Annotated in this window: 16 protein-coding genes and 1 pseudogene; 15 read left to right on the top strand and 2 right to left on the bottom strand. The window is 42.3% G+C overall.

The features are described 5' to 3' along the window. The first annotated feature begins 104 nt into the window (after window positions 1-104). The 7 genes and pseudogenes from MUN89_RS20910 to MUN89_RS20880 all read left to right on the top strand — a co-directional run bounded on the left by MUN89_RS20910 (window position 105) and on the right by MUN89_RS20880 (window position 7,356). Window positions 105-1,022, top strand: a complete 918-nt coding sequence (locus MUN89_RS20910; protein ID WP_244710111.1) for an aldo/keto reductase — start codon at window positions 105-107, stop codon at window positions 1,020-1,022. Between the two features lie 170 nt (window positions 1,023-1,192). Further along, window positions 1,193-1,384, top strand: a complete 192-nt coding sequence (locus MUN89_RS20905) for a spore germination protein (RefSeq protein WP_244710109.1) — start codon at window positions 1,193-1,195, stop codon at window positions 1,382-1,384. A 249-nt stretch (window positions 1,385-1,633) separates the two neighbouring features. Next, window positions 1,634-2,925: pseudogene (locus MUN89_RS20900) on the top strand (peptidase). Then, complete coding sequence (locus MUN89_RS20895; RefSeq protein ID WP_244710107.1) at window positions 2,915-3,085, top strand: hypothetical protein; 171 nt, start codon at window positions 2,915-2,917, stop codon at window positions 3,083-3,085. Before MUN89_RS20900 ends, MUN89_RS20895 begins: the two are co-directional and overlap by 11 nt. 24 nt (window positions 3,086-3,109) lie before the next feature. Continuing rightward, on the top strand, window positions 3,110-4,702 hold the full coding sequence (locus MUN89_RS20890) for a sodium:solute symporter family protein (RefSeq protein ID WP_244710105.1): 1,593 nt from the start codon (window positions 3,110-3,112) through the stop codon (window positions 4,700-4,702). A 12-nt stretch (window positions 4,703-4,714) separates the two neighbouring features. Beyond that, the gene (locus MUN89_RS20885; RefSeq protein WP_244710103.1) at window positions 4,715-5,953 is read left to right on the top strand and encodes a Zn-dependent hydrolase; all 1,239 of its coding nucleotides are present in this window, start codon (window positions 4,715-4,717) and stop codon (window positions 5,951-5,953) included. Window positions 5,954-6,006: 53 nt separating this feature from the next. Further along, window positions 6,007-7,356, top strand: coding sequence for a sigma-54 interaction domain-containing protein (locus tag MUN89_RS20880; RefSeq protein WP_244710102.1), 1,350 nt, complete (start codon window positions 6,007-6,009; stop codon window positions 7,354-7,356). Between the two features lie 107 nt (window positions 7,357-7,463). Here the strand turns inward: MUN89_RS20880 and MUN89_RS20875 are convergent, their stop codons facing one another. Further along, window positions 7,464-8,945: a DHA2 family efflux MFS transporter permease subunit gene (locus tag MUN89_RS20875; protein WP_244713986.1), complete on the bottom strand. Its 1,482-nt coding sequence runs from the start codon at window positions 8,943-8,945 to the stop codon at window positions 7,464-7,466. A gap of 201 nt (window positions 8,946-9,146) precedes the next feature. Here MUN89_RS20875 and MUN89_RS20870 point away from each other — a divergent pair, with 201 nt between their 5' ends. The 4 genes from MUN89_RS20870 (at window position 9,147) to MUN89_RS20855 (ending at window position 14,046) form a co-directional block, all read left to right on the top strand. After that, on the top strand, window positions 9,147-9,734 hold the full coding sequence (locus tag MUN89_RS20870; RefSeq protein ID WP_244710100.1) for a TetR/AcrR family transcriptional regulator: 588 nt from the start codon (window positions 9,147-9,149) through the stop codon (window positions 9,732-9,734). Between the two features lie 219 nt (window positions 9,735-9,953). Beyond that, window positions 9,954-11,117 (top strand): iron-containing alcohol dehydrogenase, encoded by a 1,164-nt coding sequence (locus tag MUN89_RS20865; RefSeq protein WP_244710098.1) that lies wholly within the window; start codon window positions 9,954-9,956, stop codon window positions 11,115-11,117. A gap of 34 nt (window positions 11,118-11,151) precedes the next feature. After that, window positions 11,152-12,606 carry an NAD-dependent succinate-semialdehyde dehydrogenase gene (locus tag MUN89_RS20860; RefSeq protein ID WP_244710096.1) on the top strand — a complete coding sequence of 485 codons (1,455 nt, stop codon included), beginning with the start codon at window positions 11,152-11,154 and terminating at the stop codon, window positions 12,604-12,606. Between the two features lie 255 nt (window positions 12,607-12,861). Next, window positions 12,862-14,046, top strand: coding sequence for an alanyl-tRNA editing protein (locus tag MUN89_RS20855; RefSeq protein ID WP_244710094.1), 1,185 nt, complete (start codon window positions 12,862-12,864; stop codon window positions 14,044-14,046). A gap of 144 nt (window positions 14,047-14,190) precedes the next feature. Here MUN89_RS20855 and MUN89_RS20850 read toward each other — a convergent pair whose 3' ends face one another. Then, window positions 14,191-14,952: an IclR family transcriptional regulator gene (locus MUN89_RS20850; protein WP_244710092.1), complete on the bottom strand. Its 762-nt coding sequence runs from the start codon at window positions 14,950-14,952 to the stop codon at window positions 14,191-14,193. 312 nt (window positions 14,953-15,264) lie between these two features. Between MUN89_RS20850 and MUN89_RS20845 the strand changes: the two genes are divergently transcribed. Genes MUN89_RS20845 through MUN89_RS20830 form a run of 4 tightly spaced genes read left to right on the top strand, consistent with a single transcriptional unit; the run spans window position 15,265 to window position 20,061 of the window. Then, window positions 15,265-16,431 carry a Zn-dependent alcohol dehydrogenase gene (locus MUN89_RS20845; protein ID WP_244713984.1) on the top strand — a complete coding sequence of 389 codons (1,167 nt, stop codon included), beginning with the start codon at window positions 15,265-15,267 and terminating at the stop codon, window positions 16,429-16,431. Next, the gene (locus MUN89_RS20840) at window positions 16,424-18,016 is read left to right on the top strand and encodes a BCCT family transporter (protein WP_244710091.1); all 1,593 of its coding nucleotides are present in this window, start codon (window positions 16,424-16,426) and stop codon (window positions 18,014-18,016) included. Before MUN89_RS20845 ends, MUN89_RS20840 begins: the two co-directional genes overlap by 8 nt. 45 nt (window positions 18,017-18,061) lie before the next feature. Beyond that, a complete protein-coding gene (locus tag MUN89_RS20835; RefSeq protein WP_244710089.1) occupies window positions 18,062-18,589 on the top strand; it encodes a formaldehyde-activating enzyme in 528 nt (175 codons plus the stop codon). 17 nt (window positions 18,590-18,606) lie between these two features. Then, window positions 18,607-20,061: an NAD-dependent succinate-semialdehyde dehydrogenase gene (locus tag MUN89_RS20830; protein ID WP_244710087.1), complete on the top strand. Its 1,455-nt coding sequence runs from the start codon at window positions 18,607-18,609 to the stop codon at window positions 20,059-20,061. Window positions 20,062-20,096: the final 35 nt, after the last annotated feature.

Here is a 20,096-nt window from a genome sequence, read left to right as displayed (position 1 = left end):
GGAGAAGAGATTGAAGATAGAGTTAATTACGATGAAGCGTTTTCAATGTCATCCTTACATGACAGTGTTAAGATAAAGCTATCAACAGAAAAGAGGTGTCTTTTTTGAAAAAAATCAAGTTAGGAAGCAGTGATCTGGAGGTAGGCGAGATTTCTTTAGGCTGCATGCGCATGAACAAACTAAGTAAAAAAGATGCATCGGAAGTCATAGAGAATGCGCTTGATTGTGGTGTGGATTTGTTTGATCATGCGGATATTTATGGCGGAGGGGAATCAGAATCCGTTTTTGCAGAAGCTATCAACATGAACGATGATGTACGTGAGAAGATGAAGCTGCAGACAAAGTGCGGAATCCGCAAGGGTTTCTTTGATTTTTCGAAGGAACATATCCTGGAATCTGTAGAAGGGAGTCTGCGCAGGTTAAAAACCGACTATGTCGACAGTCTTCTCCTGCATCGTCCAGACGCCTTAATGGAACCTGAAGAAGTAGCTGAAGCATTTACAAAATTAAAAGAGAGCGGAAAAGTACGTTATTTTGGTGTGAGCAACCAGAACCCAATGCAAATGGAACTGTTGAAAAAGTATTTACCGGAGGATTTGATCGTCAACCAGCTTCAGTTAAGTCTCGTACATACCCCTATGATTGACGCAGGTTTTAACGTCAATATGCAGAATGACCCTGCCGTTGTGCGGGATAGCAATGTGCTTGAATATTGCCGGTTGAACAATATCTCCATTCAGGCGTGGTCCCCATTCCAGCATGGCATGATTGAAGGGCCGTTTATCGGCAATGAAGCATTTCCTGAGGTAAACGCAAAGCTGCAGGAATTAGCAGAGAAAAAGGGAGTTACAGATTCAGCGATTGCGATCGCCTGGATTTTACGTCACCCGGCGAACATTCAGCCGGTGGTCGGCACGATGAATAAAGGCAGAATGCAGGACATTGCCAAAGCTTCAGCTATCGAATTAACGAGAGAAGAATGGTATGAACTTTACCTTTCAGCGGGGAATGACCTGCCTTAATTAATGCAGATGATAGACGCTTATCACTTTTTTTAAATACAACTGGAGGAGTTCATAGATTTCAAGGCGATTACCTTAATAGGTAGTCGCCTTTTGTCTTAGGCACCACCTATACAAGTAAGTAAGAAAAGCCATATATATAATTATAGACTTTAAGAAAGAGTGGTAATATGGCTTGCGTGATCATCGGTACAATCAGAATTAATAGTATAAGTGGCGGCGTTGTGAATTTTGGAGATGCGCTGTATATTTCCTCCGAAACGATAGAATTCGGACAAACAGGAAATAATACCAGCCCATTCACTCCAACTGGAGTAAATGACGGAGGAAGTGAAGCAGGTACCGATCCAAATATTACTTAGTAAATTCGGGTCACTTTTTAATAACACAGCAATTGTCAGAGAGTTATAGTTCCAAACAAGTTGGCCTCTTCCAATACCCTTGGTTGAGCCTTCTTTTGTTTTTATGTAGTCATTCCCTTTGATAGTTACATAGAGAACCGTAATCATCATTTCCTTGAGTCAAATCTGACTTATTTTAACCCTATATTGTTTTATATAAAATTCAGAATATTGATTATTATTAAAATATATATAAAGGAGGAAGCGGAGATGTCCTATACGGCAAGCTTACATTCATTCATAGAGGCTAATGGAGAGCACTATATTGCTCTGTTGAAAAAAATGGTTCAAGAGCCTAGTAAAGCTGGAGCAGAGGCAGGAGTGCAAAGAATTGTTGCTGAAAGGTTGGCCGGGAAAGGGTTTGAGGTGGACCAGTGGGAGCTCGATTATGAAACTCTTTCCAAACATAAGGAGTTTTGTGCATCTCGTTCAGACTTTAAAGGCAGCGAAAATGTCGTAGGTGTCCTGAAAGGAGATGGGGGAGGGAAGTCCATTATCCTGAATGGTCATGTAGATGTAGTTCCGGAAGGGGAGCAGGATCAATGGAGGATTCCCCTTATTCCGGGGAAGTGGAAGACGGGAAGCTTTACGGACGTGGTGCCACTGATATGAAAGGGGGAAACCTTGCTTCTCTGCTGGCGATGGAAGCCATTCAAGCCTCAGGTATCAAATTAAAAGGAGATGTGATTTTTCAAAGTGTAGTAGAAGAAGAATCCGGAGGTTCAGGAACGTTAGCTGCTATTGAACGTGGTTATCGTGCAGATGCAGCACTCATTCCGGAGCCCACAAATATGCGCATTTTTCCTAAACAGCAGGGTTCTATGTGGTTTAAAGTCCATGTGTATGGAAAATCCGCTCACGGGGGTACACGTTATGAGGGGGTAAGTGCCATACAAAAATCGTACAGGGTGCACGAAGCGCTTATCGACTTAGAAAGTGTAAGAAACCAAACTCTAGACAGCCCGCTTTATGAAGGAAATCCAATCCCAGTACCAATAAATGTTGGAGAAATTGAAGGTGGGAACTGGCCGTCCTCTGTCCCTGATCAAGTGACTCTAAAAGGTAGGATGGGGGTTGCTCCTGGAGAGTCAATGAGCAGCGCAAGACACCAATTTGAAAGCCACTTATCCCGACTTGCAGAGGTGGATTCCTGGTTTGAAGAAGCGCCTGTGGAGGTTGAGTGGTTTGGGGCGAGGTGGCTGCCGGGGGAGATTGAAGAGGACCATCCATTTTTAAGTATCTTAACGGATGTTTATCACTCTCAAACAGGAGAAGCTCCTGTTGTAAAAGCTTCACCTTGGGGTACTGATGGAGGGTTACTGACGGCCCTTGCCAATATTCCGACCGTAGTATTTGGTCCGGGTGAAACGAGTATGGCTCATTACCCTAATGAGTACATTGAAATGGATAAAATTTTTGCCACTGCCTTAATTATTGCGGAAACCCTATTGGAATGGTGTGAAGTTTCACGAGTAGAGGAGGGTGTTGGTAATGAATGTTGATGTATTGATTTTATTCTTGAACTGCATTTTGACTACGGTTATTTCATCAGTAGTGGTCATGTTCATTTTACGAAAACAGTACAAGCCCGCGATTCAACGACTTGAACGAGAACAAGAGGAACAAGCGGATTATCAAGATTCAAAATCGGTCAATGGTTAAATACTTTCTGGAGGTATCCAATAGATGACTACAGGTGTGTTTTTTGCTGTACTGGCAGTTTATATTTTAGTAGGCGCTGGAATTACCAGGCTGGTAAAAAGTAAAGATGATTTCTATGTCATGGGAGAAAAAGGGACGACCCTGTTAATTGTCGGTACATTAGCTGCTACCTATTTAAGCGCAGTAACCTTACTTGGGATATCGGGAACCTCTTATTCGGAAGGTCCCCTCGTGATTGCAGCTTTAGGGTCTTTCGGTGCCTGGTTAGGAACGTTAATTGCGGTGGTTTACATCGGTCGAAAGATGAAGGCGCTCGATTGCAAGACTATGCCTGACTTTTTCGATAAACGATTCAAGAATAAAACCGTAAGTGTGATCGCAGTATTAATCATGATTGTTGGGTTGTTAGGTTATGGAGTCATTCAACTGATTGGCGCAGGTCTTGTTTTAAGTGAAGTTACGAATATATCATTTCCTGTCATGATTGTTATTTTTACAGCGGCTTTATTGATCTTTTGTGCCCTTGGAGGCATGTATGGAGTTGTCATTACTGATACTTTGATGTTTTTTACCATGCTTGCCATTTCGGTTGTCATTGCTCCATTTATTATTGGAAAAGCAGGATTTGAAGAGATGAAGGCCCTGTCCGACACGATTCCGTTATATTGGACGATTGAAGGCGCAAAGGAACGTCCTTTAGGTTGGTCTATTTCCCAGTTTCTCGTCTGGATCCTGTTCTTCTCCTGTACTCCAGCTCTTGTATCACGTGTCTTCCCAGCTAAAAATGATTTTGTGATTTTGAAAGCTGCTGTCATCGGCGTTTTCTTTGCACCGTTTATGCAAGTGGTGGTCTTTATCGCTGCTGGAGGCATGCGTGTGCTTCAACCTGGAATTGAGAACACCGACAATGTGATGATTATTGGATTTTTAGAGCAAGTTCCTGATGTGTTAGGTGGAATTGGGCTAGCTGGGTTAATGGCGTCCATTATGTCTACAGCCTCTACGTTATTTGTTCTTGTTGGATTTGCTTTAGCTCGCGACTTGTATGAAAACTTGAGAAAAGAGCCCTTGAGTGAGAAAGATTCACTTAAGGTAGGTCGCTGGGCACAAGTAGTGGTAGGGATTGTGGTTTGTCTAATTGCTGTCAGCCGTCCTTCTGCAATTTACTGGATTTCGATATACGCCGGTGCAATCTTTGGAGTAGGCTGGCTACCGACGGTTATCGCAGGTCTTGAATGGAGGCGGATGAATAGTAAAGCGGCCATTAGCAGTATGCTCTCAGGTGTTGTTTCATTTATTGTTATTTCAGAATTAGCGAGCAGAGGGATCATTCATTTACCGGTTCACATCGATGCCTTAATGATTGCTTTCGCTATATCTACCCTTGTGCTGCTTGTGGTTGGCTTTGCAACCAAACCTGCTGCTCATGAGCTTGACTATTACAAAGAAATGAAGAAAGTTAACTCTTCTACTTCTACCATTAAGTCGTTTGCATCTGAGAAGAACGGGCTGGCTAAATTAAAGAAGCAGTACAAACAAACGATGGGAATTGCTGTGGCATTTATAGGGATATCCGTGGTGATATGGGGATTCTTTTTTCTAAAGCTTGGTTTATAAGGGGCGAGCATAATGAATGTGGAGAGATTAAAGCGTAGATTTAATAAAATGGCTGAGATTGGTGCGACTGAAAGAGGAGGAGTCCAGCGTCTCGCCTTAAGTGATTTAGATAAAGAAGCACGGGATCTTTGGATGAAGTGGGCTAGAGAAGCGAACTTCAATGTCCGCTTTGATGATTTTGGAAACATGTACGCACGGTTAAATGGTCGCTTTCCAGAGAAACGGCCGATTGTTCTTGGCTCACATTTGGACAGTGTACCTCAAGGAGGAAGGTTTGATGGTACGTTAGGTGTGCTTGTAGGGTTTGAGATTATGGAGAGTTTAAAGGAACGAGAGCTGGAGCTTCAGCACCCTGTAGAAGTGGCAGTTTTCTCAAATGAAGAGGGGGCACGCTTTCCCACTCCTATGTTAGGAAGCGGGGCAATTACCGGTGTTTTTACAAAGCAGCATGTGTATGATATGAAAGATAACAATGAGCTAAGGTTTGAGGATGAATTGAAAAGAATTGGATACCAGGGAGAAGAAACAAACCGTCTGAAGCAGGTAGAGGCCTTTATCGAATTGCACATTGAACAGGGGCCGGTCCTTGAATCGAGAACTATTCCTGTTGGGGTTGTAAAGGGGATTCAAGGATTATCGTGGCATCAAGTTCAGTTTAGTGGAGAGTCTGATCATGCTGGGACGACGCCATTGGATCATAGGAAAGATCCACTTCTCAGTGCAGTTAGAGCTGTTTATCGAATTAATAGCTGGGTGAACAGCTTGAATGATGAAACACTTGTTACATTTGGTAAATTCCATACAATGCCTGGTACAATCAATGTCATTCCAAGTGAAGTCACTTTTTCTATGGATATCAGGCATCCGGATCGATCGACTCTTCTTAATCGAGTGGAGGTGGCAAAAAGATTAGTAAGGGAAATAGCACTCGAAGATGACACGTTAAGCCTTTGTGAAGATCTATCCTTTATGCCTCCCGTCGATTTTGACCATTCCTTAATAGAAACTCTAAAGGAAAGCTGTGGTCATCAGGGGATCGAGTACTTAGAGTTGTTTAGTGGAGCAGGGCATGACGCCATGTATTTAAATCGCTTAGGCAGGACAGTTATGGTATTTACTCCTAGTACAGGGGGCAAAAGCCACTGCGAAGAAGAGGAAACGAGTTGGGAGGATATCAAGCTGGCCAGCGCAGCCATGGAACAAACCGTTGCTAAATTATCCTTATCACGTCAAGAAATAATTGACACTTAAGCCAATCTATATCTTTGCTATACTTTTTACTAGAAAAGGATATAGGTGATGAGATGCATGTAACCGAATTACAAGATAACCACTTATTTCGGGAAATCGTTGAACATTCGTTTGATGAGATTTTTGTAACGGATCATAAAGGAATTGTTTTGTATGTAAATGAAGCCTGTGAAAAGAATTACGGGATTGCAGCCAAAAAGTTATTGGGAAGAAATGTTGAAGATTTGGCTGATGAGCTTTTTACTCCTTCTGCTACTATTGAAGTCATCAAAAGAGAGCTTCCTGTAGAAATTATGCAGCGGACCACGAAGGGGAAGCGGTTGTTCGTCAAATCAAGACCCGTGTTCGATTCTACCACAGGGAACCTCATTAAAGTGATCAGCTATGCTAGAGACCTGTCGGATATGACAAAATTAAAGTCAAGAATTCACGCTCTTGAAAAACAATTGAAAGAGCATCAGCAGAATTCTCAGGAATCTGCTTTCACCGATGTTATTGCGGAAAGTAAAGGAATGCAGCAAGTGATCAAGTTGATGGGTAAAGCTGCTCGTACCGAAGCAACTTTATTGATCAGGGGGGAAACAGGCGTAGGAAAAACTGTGCTTGCAAAGAAAGTCCATGCGGTAAGTGATCGAAGTCAAAGTCTGCTTCACGAAGTGAATTGTGGGGAACTCCCTCAGCAAGTATTGGAAACTGAATTATTTGGAAACCCAGAGCACAGCTTAGAGGGACTGATACAACTTACGGATGGGTGTACGCTGTTTTTAGATGAGATTAGTGAGATGTCCTTAAGCTTACAATCCAAGTTATTAAGAGTGTTAGAAACGAAGCAGATTTTCACGAATAATAAAAACGTGAATATAGATATCCGGTTTATTTTTACGACTAACCAGGATTTAGAAAAACAGGTGAGGGAGGGACAGTTTAGAGAAGATCTTTACTATCGTCTCAATGTAGTGCCCATTGATGTGCCCCCACTAAGGAATAGAAAAGAGGATATTTATCCGTTGGCCCACCATTTTCTAAGGAAATTCAATGAAAAATATCACCAGCATAAAAAGATTTCACCTATTGTTATGAATGCATTTTATGAATATGAATGGCGTGGGAATGTTCGAGAAATGGAAAATCTTATTGAAAGACTTGTTATTACATCGGATACGAATGAAATCACGATCGATCAGCTTCCAACCATCATAAAAGCTGGATCGATCTCTCATGCGGATACATTGCCGGAGAAGCTGGAAGAATTAGAGAACTATTTAATTTTAGAAGCTTATGATCGATATGGGTCAAGTTATAAAGTCGCAGAAAGTCTTGGTATAAGCCAGTCGTCTGCAATAAGAAAAATCAGAAAATATATCACGGAGAAGGAAGCTGCTGCAGAACATAAGGGACGGTAGTCTAAAGTGTAAAATGATCAGCAGAAAGAATGTCCTTGAAAAAAGCACTTTCATTTTCTTGAAGAACCAAAACGAGGACAGGATATCCAAACTGTCCTCGTTTCCTTTTATTCTGCAGCCAATTCTTGTTGAGCAGCACTTTCTTCTGGTGCCTGTTCCACACGCTTAAGAAAAAAGGAAAGGACTAAACTAATCAGCCCGAAGATTAACATAGCAAAGTAGGCATCATTAATGCCCTGTATGGATGCTTCCATGATCATATGTTCTTTTGAGCCACTCACTGATCCGCTGCTTACCATCTCCTGCAGATGATCTTTTGTTCTGCTTGTCATAATCGTTACTAAGAGAGACGTTCCGATGGCACCGGCTACTTGTCTTGCGGTGTTGGAGATGGCGGTGCCGTGAGCGTTCAGGCTGGCAGGCAATTGGTTCAGTCCAGCCGTTTGAAGCGGCATTAAAAACAGGGCCATTCCAACTCTTCGTCCGGCATACATCAGGATGAGCGTTGTATAACTGATCGAGTCGGTCAAATTTGTAAAACTGTATGTCGTAGCCAGAACGATGGCAATGCCGATAATAGACAGCCATTTGACCCCAAACCGGTCAAATACTTTACCGATGGCAGGACTAATCAATCCCATCAATAACGCCCCAGGAAGCATGAGGGCGCCAGACTCCAAGGCCGTAAAGCCGCGTGCATTCTGCAAGTACAACGGCAGCAAAATCATGTCGGCATACATGACGACTGTAATCGTGCAATTAATAATGGTCGTCAAGGAAAACATGTTGTACTTAAATGCCTTAAGGTCAAGGAATGGTTCCTTTGAAGACAGCTGTCTTAATGAGAAAACAGCGACCATAACAAAGCCGACAACTAGTGAAACGATCACTTCCGTATTGGACCAGCCTTGCTGTCCTGCTTCACTGAATCCGTATAGAAGACCGCCAAATCCGATCGTAGATAAAAGCAAGCTCGTGAAATCCATTTTACTTTGGGTTGTTTCGGAAACATTTTTAAGAAATATAAATGCACAAATAATAATTACTACAACGAAAGGGATCATGCCGTAAAACAATACTTGCCATGGAAAATCATCAAGAATGTAGCCGGCAAGTGTCGGTCCGATTGCCGGAGCAAAGATAATCGCCAGCCCGACCGTTCCCATGGCCGTACCTCGCTTATGCGGTGGGAAGAGGGACAGCACTACGTTCATGAGTAACGGGATAATAATCCCGGTGGAAGCCGCTTGAATAAGTCGTCCGGTAAGTAAGACAGCAAACACAGGTGCCACCGCCGATACGATCGTACCAGTAAGGAAAATAAACATCGCAGAAAGAAACAGCTGTCTTGTGGAAAAGCGTTTCATTAAAAAGCCTGTTACCGGAATCAGAACCCCGTTAACAAGCATATACCCTGTCGTCAGCCACTGCCCTGTTGAAGCCTGAATATCAAATGCTTCCATTAAAGGCGGAAGCGCAACCGTCATGGTTGTCTGGTTAAATATCACAAAAAAAGCTCCCAAAATCATAATCGTTAAAATAGGGAGTTTCTTAATGGAATGTGTGTCTGTTGCAGCACTCAAGTCCATCCATCCTTTCATAACCACAGAAGATTTAATTTACACTATGTTGTATAGTAAACGTAATATAAACTAGATTATAGAACAGCCTACTATTGACTACAACAAACAATTATTTATCATGTGTTTATTAGTTTACAGAAATTTAAATTTTGTAGCTTAAATAGTTGATTTTTACAATCTTAGTGGAATAAAAGGGGAAGATTTTAGATGGATAAAAGAGTAGACCCTCGTGTGATCCGGACACGCCAGCTGCTGAAAGAGGCTTTTATCGAACTCTTGAAAGAAATGGACATTGAAAAAATCACTGTCAATCGTCTCGCAGAACGTGCCACAATTAATCGGGTGACGTTTTATTTACATTATCGGGATATTCCGGACATGCAGGAAAAGCTGGCAGATGAGATGGTTCAGGAGATTGCATGTGTATATGAATCCGCAAAACAGGAAGCTAACAAAACGACAGGATGGAAAGTGATCGAGAAAACTCTTGAGTATATAGCTGGAAATGCTGATTTTTATAAGGTTGTCCTTACTTCAAAGAACATCCCCATCTTTAGAGACCATTTATTAGCCTATTTAACAGAGAGGATTGTTTCGAGGATGGAAAGCAAGGATTCATACGCTCAAAAAGTCGGTATTGAACAAGATTTTTTAATTTGGTACGATTCCTCAGCCCTTATCGGGACGATCATTGCGTGGCTGAAAAATGACATGCCCTATACACCGGAATACATGGCTAAGCAATTTTATTTAATAAGGAACCGGGGAAGCAGTGTTGAGTATGGGAAAGACTAGCGTTCTGATGAATTGTTGAATTGGATATAGCACAGATAGCACGAGGGTTCTTATAAATGTAAAATATAATGACCTGAAAACCTTCGTACGAAATTTGATCGGCAGAGCAGCATGATCACAAAGATTGGTGTCGTTAAGCTCATTTGAGGGAATAACATTCAAATGGACGCAGAAACGTCAAAAATGATTCCTGTCTATTATTAGAAAGGAGAATCTCAATTGCATGCGTTTATTACTCCTCAAAACATTTATCACGGAGAAAACGCCATTGAACAACTACGGAAGATTTTACAAGATTTGCACGTTCAACAAGCCTTTGTATTAACCGATCCGATGTTGAAAAAATTAAAAGTGACTGAACCTCTTGAAACCATTTTGGAAGAAGAAGGAGTTCACTATCATTTATCTACCAATGTCGTTCCTGAACCGCCGCTTGCTACTGGAAATGAAGTGCTTCAGGAAATTCGGGAGACCGGGCCGGACCTTGTGATTGGAATCGGCGGCGGAAGCGCGATGGATCTCTCTAAAGCTGCGGCAGTGCTTGCAGAGCATGAAGGGACTGTGGAAGAATATCTAAATCTAACCGGGACGAAGGAAGTTCATTCTCCCGGTATCCCAACTGTACTAATCCCGACTACGGCTGGAACAGGTTCTGAAGTGACCGATATTGCTGTTTTTTCTTTAGAGGATACGAAAGATGTCGTGACGAACAAGTACTTACTAGCCAATTATGCTATTGTAGACCCGCAATTTACTTATTCACTTCCGGCAAAGGTGACGGCAGCAAGCGGGGTAGACGCTTTCACTCATGCGCTTGAAGCATTTACTTCCGTGAATGCGACACCAATGACAGATTCACTTGCATTAGACGCGTTGACACGGATTGTAGGGAATCTCCGCAGTGCGGTATGGAATCCAAAAGCGTATGAGGCACGTAAGGAAATGTCTCTTGGAAGTTTGATTGCAGGAATGAGCTTTTACAATGCAGGCGTGGCAGGAGTCCATGGACTTGCCTATCCACTCGGAGGTTTATTTAAAATTCCTCATGGTGAGGCGAACGCCGTGCTTTTACCTTATGTGTATCATCGGATCTGTCCTTCTTCCTTAGATAAAATGTATAAGCTGGGAGAGGTTTTTTCGATTTCCTATGAGGGGAAAGATAAAAGACAGGTCGCTTTGGAAGTCGTCCAGGCGCTGCATGAGTTGGTAAAAGACGTAGGACTTCCAACGTCGATTTCTGAATACAGCATCACAGAGGAAGACATTGAAGGCTTAACAATTAATGGCACGAAGCAGACAAGACTGCTTGCCCGCAGTCCGATGCCGTTTGATGAAAACAGCATTCGAAAAGTCTATCAACATTCGCTTCGGGGCTGGGAGTAAGACTTAATTTTAGAAACTAGAGGAGGAAAAAATCATGGGAGCAAATGAACGTCCGTTACATCTATTAAACTACATTAATGGGGAATGGCAGGGTGATAATCTGGAAACCTTTGATGTCATAAACCCAGCTACAAATGAATTAGTTGGGACGATGCCAAACGGGACAGAAAAAGATGTACTGGCAGCAATTGAAGGAGCCGATGCTGCATTTAAAGAATGGAAGAAGCTTTCTGCTGAAGAACGGGCCGCGTATTTAGAGAAAATGTACGCCCGACTGATTGAGAGAAAAGAAGAAATTGCTCAAGTCCTTACTGAAGAAAACGGCAAGCCTTTGAAGGAGGCTAGAGGAGAAGTCTTGTATGCGGCATCTTTCATTAAATGGTATGCAGAAGAAGGAAAGCGTGTCTATGGGCGTACTATTCCGTCGAAAGGCGAAGGTCAGCGCATTCAAGTGATTAAGCAGCCTGTTGGTGTTGTGGCAGCGATTACCCCGTGGAACTTTCCTGCTGCAATGATCACTAGAAAGCTCGCTCCTGCTCTCGCCGCAGGGTGCACTTTTATTGTTAAACCGCCAAAAGAAACTCCATTAACGGCAGCAAAGATTATGGAATGTGCAGAAGAAGCAGGTATTCCGCGCGGTGTGGTCAATATGGTTCTCACACCAAACGAAGCGTTCAGTGAAACGGTTCAGAAGAGTAAAGTCGTGCGCAAGCTGACCTTCACCGGGTCCACTGAAGTTGGTAAACTGCTGATGAAACAAAGTGCGGATACAATGAAAAATATTTCCCTGGAGCTCGGTGGGCAGGCACCGCTTATCGTATTAGATGATGCCGACGTAGAGACCGCTGTAGAAGGAACGATCGCATCAAAATTTAGAAATGCCGGCCAGACCTGTATTTGTGCAAACCGAATTTACGTGCAGTCCGGTATCTATGATGAATTCGTAGGTAAGCTTAAGGAAAAAGTTGCTGAATTGAAAGTAGGGAACGGCTTAGAGGAAGACGTGGACATCGGCCCGCTCATTAACCAAAAGGGGTATGACAAAGTAGTACGTCACGTAGAAGACGCCGTGGCAAAAGGCGCGGAAGTGCTTGTAGGCGGTAAAGGGCATCAAACCAGCGAACAAGATGCTCCTTTCTTTGAACCTACGCTGCTGATCAATGCAAAGGAAAATATGCTCTGTATGACAGAGGAGACGTTCGGCCCGGTCGTGCCTGTGCAAAAAGTGGAGTCTGATGAAGAAGCCGTCCGTCTCGCAAATGATACGCCGTTTGGCTTGGCTGCTTATTACTTTACGGAAAATATGAGCCGCGGTACGAAAATCGGCGAAGCTTTAGATTATGGAATTGTCGGCTGGAATCATGGTGCTCCATCCGCAGCCCAGGCACCTTTCGGGGGTACGAAACAAAGCGGCTTAGGACGAGAAGGCGGAGCGGAAGGTATCGAGCCTTTCCTTGAAACGAAGTATCTTTCCATTGGAATTAAATAAGTACATGGGAGGTACTGCTGGTCGAACTCCAAAGAGCATTAATTCACAGTAACTGTAGAGAGAAGGCACTATACGAATACTTCTAGTTAATTGGAATAAACCTTAATCTCTATCTAATAAAGGACTTGTTGAATGCTATATTCTCCAAGTCCTTTTTGTTATATAACTAATTAGCTGCATCGAGAATCGTATCATCTACTTCATCTATTCTATACATGATACGATACCATTAGATAAACCTAGGAGGAAATTACAATGACGAGAAAGCTATACTATGAAGATACTTACGTAACCGAATTTAAATCTAGAGTTGTAAAAATAGATGAGGATCATCACGGACTCTTTGTAGTACTGGAAGAGACAGCGTTTTACCCTTCAGGGGGCGGACAGCCTTATGACAAAGGGATGCTGGATGGAGTGGAAGTCATTGATGTGGAAGAAGTGGAGGGCGAGCTCCGTCATTATGTGAAGAAGGGGTTTCCGGCAGGTACAGAAGAAGTGGAAGGAAATATCGACTGGAAGCGGCGGTTTGACCATATGCAGCAGCATCTCGGGCAGCACATCATTTCAGCCGTTTTTGATGACCAGTATGAGATCCCGACCACTAGTTTTCATTTAGGAGAAGATACGGTGACGATCGATTTAAATACAAATAAGCTGTCAGGAGAACTTTTACAAGAGGCGGAGAAGCGGGTAAACGAAATCATTCGTCACAATCATCCGGTTGTAACTAAATGGATGTCTGTAGAAGAAGCTCAGGAGTATCCGCTTCGTAAACCACTTGCAGTAGAGGGCGATGTACGTCTTGTTATTATTCCTGAGATTGATTACAACGGGTGTGGAGGGACACACCCGAAGTCCACTGCAGAAGTAATGGCTGTAAAGTTTCTAGGTTGGACGAAGAGCAAGAAACAGGTCCGCCTGGAGTTTGCCTGTGGAGATCGGATTCTATCTAAATTTGAACAAAAACACCGAATTCTAACCGAAATGAAACAGCTTATTCCTAGACCGGAGGAGCAGTTGGTGGAAGAGGTGGACCAGCTGGTCAAAGTAAGCAAGGAAAAAGATAAGAAAATTACTGATCTTGAGGATCAATTGCTTCAGTACGAAGCGAGAGATATGATCTCAGTAAGCAATGGAGCTCAAGTAATAGAGCGCGTGTTTCAGGACCGCTCAATCAAGACGCTTCAGTCGCTTGGAAAAACGATTGTCGAAGAAGCGCCCCATGCTTATCTCATCCTTATAAGCGAACAGGAAGAACAGCTGCAATTTGTACTTGCCCGGGGAGAAGAGATCGATCGAAATATGAATGAAATTGCCAAGCAGACGATGCCGTTTATTCAAGGAAAAGGTGGAGGAAAACCGAACTTTGTGCAGGGGGGCGGTAAGCGAGTAATCGATGGAGCTGCTTTTGCTGAACAGGTAAAAAAACAATTGTAGGTTTCTGAAAGAGATGGTACTAATAAAATTCTTCTTTATAAGTTTTGAACAATAAATAATGACTTATCGATAACACTATCATTCATATATTTAAGGTTGTCTGGTGAAAGTAACACTCCAGACAACCTTTTTTTAATTAAAGAGTTATTTTAATAGATTGGCAATAGAGTTCGCTTTATCTTTTAATTTCGGAGCCAAATCAATCATTTTTTCCTTAGTGAGTCGATGGTAAGGTCCTAACAAACTGACAAATCCTATTAACTCATCTCTCTCATCCAGAATTGCAGCGGATATTCCATTTTCGCTTTCATCCCATTCTCTTAAAGTTAAACTAAAACCATATTTACGAATCCACTCTATTTCTTCTTTTAACTGGTTTGTTTCAGTAATGGTAAAAGAGGTGACTTGTTTTAAAGGTCGTTCCAGGATTAACTCAAGCTCCTCACTAGGTAATCGGCTCAATAGTATTTTTCCGTTGGACGTGCAATGTGAAGGCAAAAACTTGTTTACATAATTAATAGCCCGGATGCTGTAGGGGGCATCGATTTGATCTATGGTAAGCGTGCCGTTGTGTTTAGGGACACTTAAAAGGACTGTTTCATTGGTTTCATCTCTAAGCTTCTCAAGAATAGGACGCGCTCTTCGAATCAATGGTCCATACAAATTAGTTTTTGTAAATAAACGATAAGGTGCATATCCAAGTTGATATCCTTTGGTCACAGGATCTCTTTCTACATAGTCAAGGGATTCAAGGGTTTCCAGCAGGCGCCAGACAGTTGTTCGATTGAGGTCTGTTATTTCTGTGATTTGATTAATCATCATAGGAGTGGGACTGTCCGCGATAAGCTGGATAATAGTAGCGGCTCGAACGACAGATTGGATGGAATGATTTTTAGTAGTATTCATACTGAAATTATAGCGCACTCACTAAACCTTGTCATTAAAGGGCGTTTCACACACGCATAAACAAAAGTTCATAAATTTCAAAAAAGTATTGACCAACTTGAAAATACTGGTATATAATTTCTTCAAAAGTTCATTAAAAGAACAAATAGTTCATATTATGAACGGAAGAAGGTGTTTCGTTTGGTGTTGAAAACGCTTTATAAATAGAAAGCTTTCCTTCACTAATTTTAAAAAACACAATTTTATATGTGATGGCTGATCTCCTGGCATTAACGTTTAATGATTAAGTACGTAGGGGGAATAATAGTGAAGATGAAAGCTGCAGTAATGGAGTCTGTAGGTAGTCCGCTTCAAATTCAATGTGTTGATTTAAACAGCCCAAAAGCAAACGAAGTACTGGTGAAAATAGAGGCAACTAGCATCTGTCATAGTGATCTGAACGCATTAAACGACCCTGAAACTCCTACTCCGACGATTTTAGGTCATGAAGGTGCAGGTATTGTTCATGAAATCGGCCCGAATGTGAAACATGTAAAGGTAGGTGATAAAGTAGCCTTGAATTGGGTTCCTTACTGCGGTGTATGTGAGTATTGCACATCAGGGGATTTTCATTTATGCGAAGAGGCATTCGGACCAATGTTTAATGGAACTTTACTTGACGGGACAACTAGACTGAGCAGGAACGGAGAACGCATGTATCACCATTCTTTATTGTCCACATTTGCCGAGTACACTGTGGTTCCCGAGATGTCTTGTGTGAAATTACCAGATGATATGCCTCTTGCCCAAGCTTCGTTAATTGGCTGCGGTGTGGCTACAGGGTACGGAGCAGCTGTGAATGCGGCTCAAGTGAGACCAGGTACTACTGTAGCAGTATTTGGAATCGGAGGAGTAGGAATCAACGCTATCCAAGGAGCCGTTATTGCAGGTGCAGCTAAAATTATTGCGTGTGATGTTAAGCCAGGAAATCTTGAAATCGCTAAACAATTTGGTGCTACTCATACAGTTCACGTTGGAGAAGAAAAGGCAGATGAAGCGTTAAAAGAATTAACAGGGGGGATGGGTGTTCACTATGCTATTGATTGTTCCGGAAACACTAAAGCTACCGAAAGTGCATGGAACGGGGTTAGAAAAAAAGGCGTTGTAGTAGTCGTTGGTGCTTATAATGCTTCGATGATCGTCAACCTGCCGGCAGGAGGATTCCATCGTGTAGGTAAAGTATTAAAGGGGAGTTTTTACGGAGATATACAGCCTTTTCGAGATTTTGTTACCATTGCGAAGCTTTATTTAGAAGGTCGCTATAAATTGGATGAGCTTATCTTGAGCCGTATTCAACTCGAAGATATTAATCAAGTATTTGATTCTTTCCATGACCACAGCTGCGTGAATGTTGGCCGATCATTGATTGAGTTCAAAACGCAATCATTGATGCTCCCTAATGTAAGCGTTACCAAGAAAGTGGGCAGCTTCTATGCCTAAGTTGCGTCACGCCGTTTTCTGGCCGCCGTTTTTGCTGTTGATTGGAGCAGCTGTCCTCAGTCTTTTTAAGAAAGATGTGTTTGTTCAAGTAACGACTAGTGCAAATAACTGGGTCATTAATGAGATGGGGTGGTTGTTTAGTGTTGGCGGGTTATTGATGGTTGCTGGATGTGTGCTGGCTTATTTTTCTCCATTGGGCGATGTGAAAATTGGAGGAAAAGATGCGAAGCCAACTTTGGGGATGATGAGCTGGTTTGCTATCGCGCTTACGACCACAATCGCAACATTAACATTCTGGTCTTTGGTAGAGCCGGTTTATCACTTATCACAACCTCCGGCTTCTTTAGGGATCGAGCCTCATACTCCAGAGGCTGCAATGTTTGCTCTTTCAACAATGTATCTGCATTGGACGATCACACCATATGCGATTTATACCGTTCCAACCATTGTTTTTGCATTTTCTTACTATAATATGAAAAATCCATACAGTTTAAGTTCTCCTCTCGTTCCTTTACTTGGAAAAAGGGTGATGAGCGGGAAGGTTGGTAGTCTTGTAGATGGGATCTCCTTGTACACGTTAGCAACGGGAATGGCCGCTTCGATGGGAACAAGCATATTAAACCTATCAGGAGGGATCAATTACGTATCTGGGATTAAGAGTACCCCGGTCTTATGGGCAATTGTAGCTGGTGTAGTTATGTTTACGTTTGTAATTTCTTCCTCTACTGGTTTAATGAAAGGAATCAGATATCTTTCGAACATTAATATGAGAGCGTTCGTGCTGATTACTATATTTGTATTTATTGTCGGCCCAACAAGCTTCATGCTGAATGCAGGAACAGAAGCATTTGGAAATTTTCTTTCTAATTTCTTTGAAAAAAGTTTATTTACCGGAGAGTTATCCAAAGATTCTTGGCCGGGATCATGGACCACTTTCTATTGGGCGAGCTGGTTTGCCTGGGCAATGATTATTTCTTTGTTTCTTGGAAGAATTGCCTATGGTTATAAAGTGAAAACTGTGATTCTGGTAAATTTTGTTTTCCCTGCTATCTTTGGTGCCGTTTGGATAAGTGTCTTTGGAGGAACCGCTGTTTTTATGGATTTGAATGGTGGAGGGCTGACGGAACTTCTTACGTCCAGTGGTCCGGAAACTGTTTTGTACGGCGTGTTTGCAGCTCTGCCTTGGTCGAAACTAATCATTCCTTTCTTTATTTTTATCGTCTTCGTTACGTTTGTCACTGCCTGTGACTCAAACAATGCTGCTATGAGCGGCATCAGTTCACACGGGATTTCCCCGGAAAATCCTGAGCCTTCTACACTCATTAAAGTGGTTTGGGGAGTTACTGTCAGCATCATTTCGTGGACTATGATTAGCTTTGCTAATATTGATGGGGTTAAGATGCTGAATAACCTGGGAGGGGTGCCCGCATTGTTATTAGAATTAATTGTGTTTGGTTCTTTAATGAAAATTGCCAAAAATCCATGGGCGTATGACAAAACCAATTCTTATAGAGAAAATAACAACTTCATAGCGGAGGTGAGCGGAAAAGAGCAGACGAAAGAATACAAGGATGCGTCTATTTAAAGAAAAATCTATTTTCCAAATTATAGAGGAAAGGATGAGAAAAGAATGAGCGTGAAGAGCAAGAAATATGATGGTAAATTTGGTGAAGCATACGGTGGAGATCTGCCGAATGGAGTCCATATAAATGTGGTGTTGAGTGAAAGAGGAAGTAATGCTTATGCAGAAACGATTCGCTCATTGGCTAGTCCGTCCAAAGGACACGTTCCTTTTCTTGCCTGCTTAGGTGCAAATCAACTTGTAAGACCCACTACAATCGTAGTGAATAAAGTAACCCTTGAAGATGAAGAATATGGACGTTTTTTTTCCGGTGCGGCGCAGATCGGATTAAGCCAAGGAGTGCTGGACGCTGTTAAAGAAGGATATATTAGCAAAGAAGATATTGAAGATCTTGCATTGCTTGTTGCCTGCTGGGTTGATCCTGATGCCAAAGATGAAACTTCCATTCGTTTAAATTCAAGAAGGGCAATGTTTGATGCCATAGTCAAGGCGATCCAGCCGGTGACCGACACGTATGTACAACAACAACTTACTTTCTATGAAAGTGCTCGGAACAATTTCTATAAAGGCGATTGATTAAAGGGGGATAATTAATGAAAACCAGTACGGAGCCATTAAATCTATTAAACTATGTAAACGGTGAATGGACAGGTAAATACTCAGCAACCTTCTCTATCATCAATCCTGCTACAAAAGAAATAATTGGTACCATGCCTGATGGGACAAAGGAAGACGTACTTGGTGCTATTGAAGGAGCACAGGCCGCATTTGAAATATGGCGAAGATTCACTGCAGAAGATCGCTCCAATTATTTGGAAAAATTTTATCAGCGGATCATTGAAAGAAAGGAAGAGATTGCCCGAATCATTACTTTGGAGAATGGAAAACCATTGAAAGAAGCTAGAGGCGAAGTCTTATATGCTGCTTCCTTTGTTAAATGGTACGCAGAAGAAGGCAAACGAGTCTATGGAAAGACTATTCCTTCGAAAAGCAATGGTCAAAGGATTCAAGTTTTGAAACAACCTTTGGGAGTCGTTGCAGCCATTACTCCATGGAATTTTCCAGCAGCTATGATTACTAGAAAGATGGCTCCAGCCCTTGCAGCAGGCTGCACATTTATTGTGAAACCTCCCAAGGAAACTCCTTTAACAGCGGCAAAGTTAATGGAGTGTGCAGATGAGGCCGGCCTTCCAAGTGGTGTCGTAAATATGGTGGTCACACCAGATGAAGTGTTTAGTGAAACGATCCAAACAAGTGAGGAAGTTCGTAAACTAACGTTCACCGGTTCAACAGAGGTGGGAAGGCTGCTTATGAAGCAAAGTGCGGATCTAATCAAAAATATTTCCTTGGAATTGGGAGGTCAAGCTCCTCTTATAGTGCTGGATGATGCTGATATAGAAAAAGCGATTGAAGGAACGATGGCATCCAAATTCAGAAATGCCGGACAGACGTGCATATGTGCAAATCGTTTATACGTGCAGTCCGGGATCTATGATGCGTTTGTATCCAAACTAAAGGTTAAAATTGAGGAACTCCAGGTAGGAAATGGTTTGGAGGACAACGTAGATATAGGTCCTCTCATTAATCAGGCAGGTTATGATAAAGTAGTTCGTCACGTAGAGGATGCATTAAAAAGGGGAGCGAAGGCAGAAGTTGGCGGCAAAGGTTATCAAAATGACGTTCAAGATGCACCTTTCTATCCACCAACGCTCCTTCTGGAGGCAAAAGAAGACATGCTTTGCATGAAGGAAGAGACATTTGGACCCGTTGTACCGATCCAAAAAATAGAATCGGATGAGGAAGCCATTCGATTAGCTAATGATTCTCCGTTTGGTTTGGCCGCTTATTATTTCACAGAAAGCATGGCGCGAGGCACGAAATTCGCTGAGGCATTAGACTATGGAATTATCGGCTGGAATCATGGAGCTCCATCCACAGCTCAGGCTCCATTTGGAGGGATGAAACAAAGCGGCTTAGGAAGAGAAGGAGGATCAGAAGGTATTGAAGCCTTCTTGGAAACAAAATATTTATCTATTGGTATAGACTAAATGAAAAAAGGTTTCGCTCAAAATGGGCGAAACCT

It is taken from the genome of Halobacillus salinarum (assembly GCF_022919095.1).
In the GTDB taxonomy this organism is placed as follows: Bacteria; Bacillota; Bacilli; order Bacillales; family Halobacillaceae; genus Halobacillus_B; species Halobacillus_B salinarum.
Note: the sequence above shows the minus strand (reverse complement) of the source record. Positions and strands in the feature narration are given on the sequence as shown.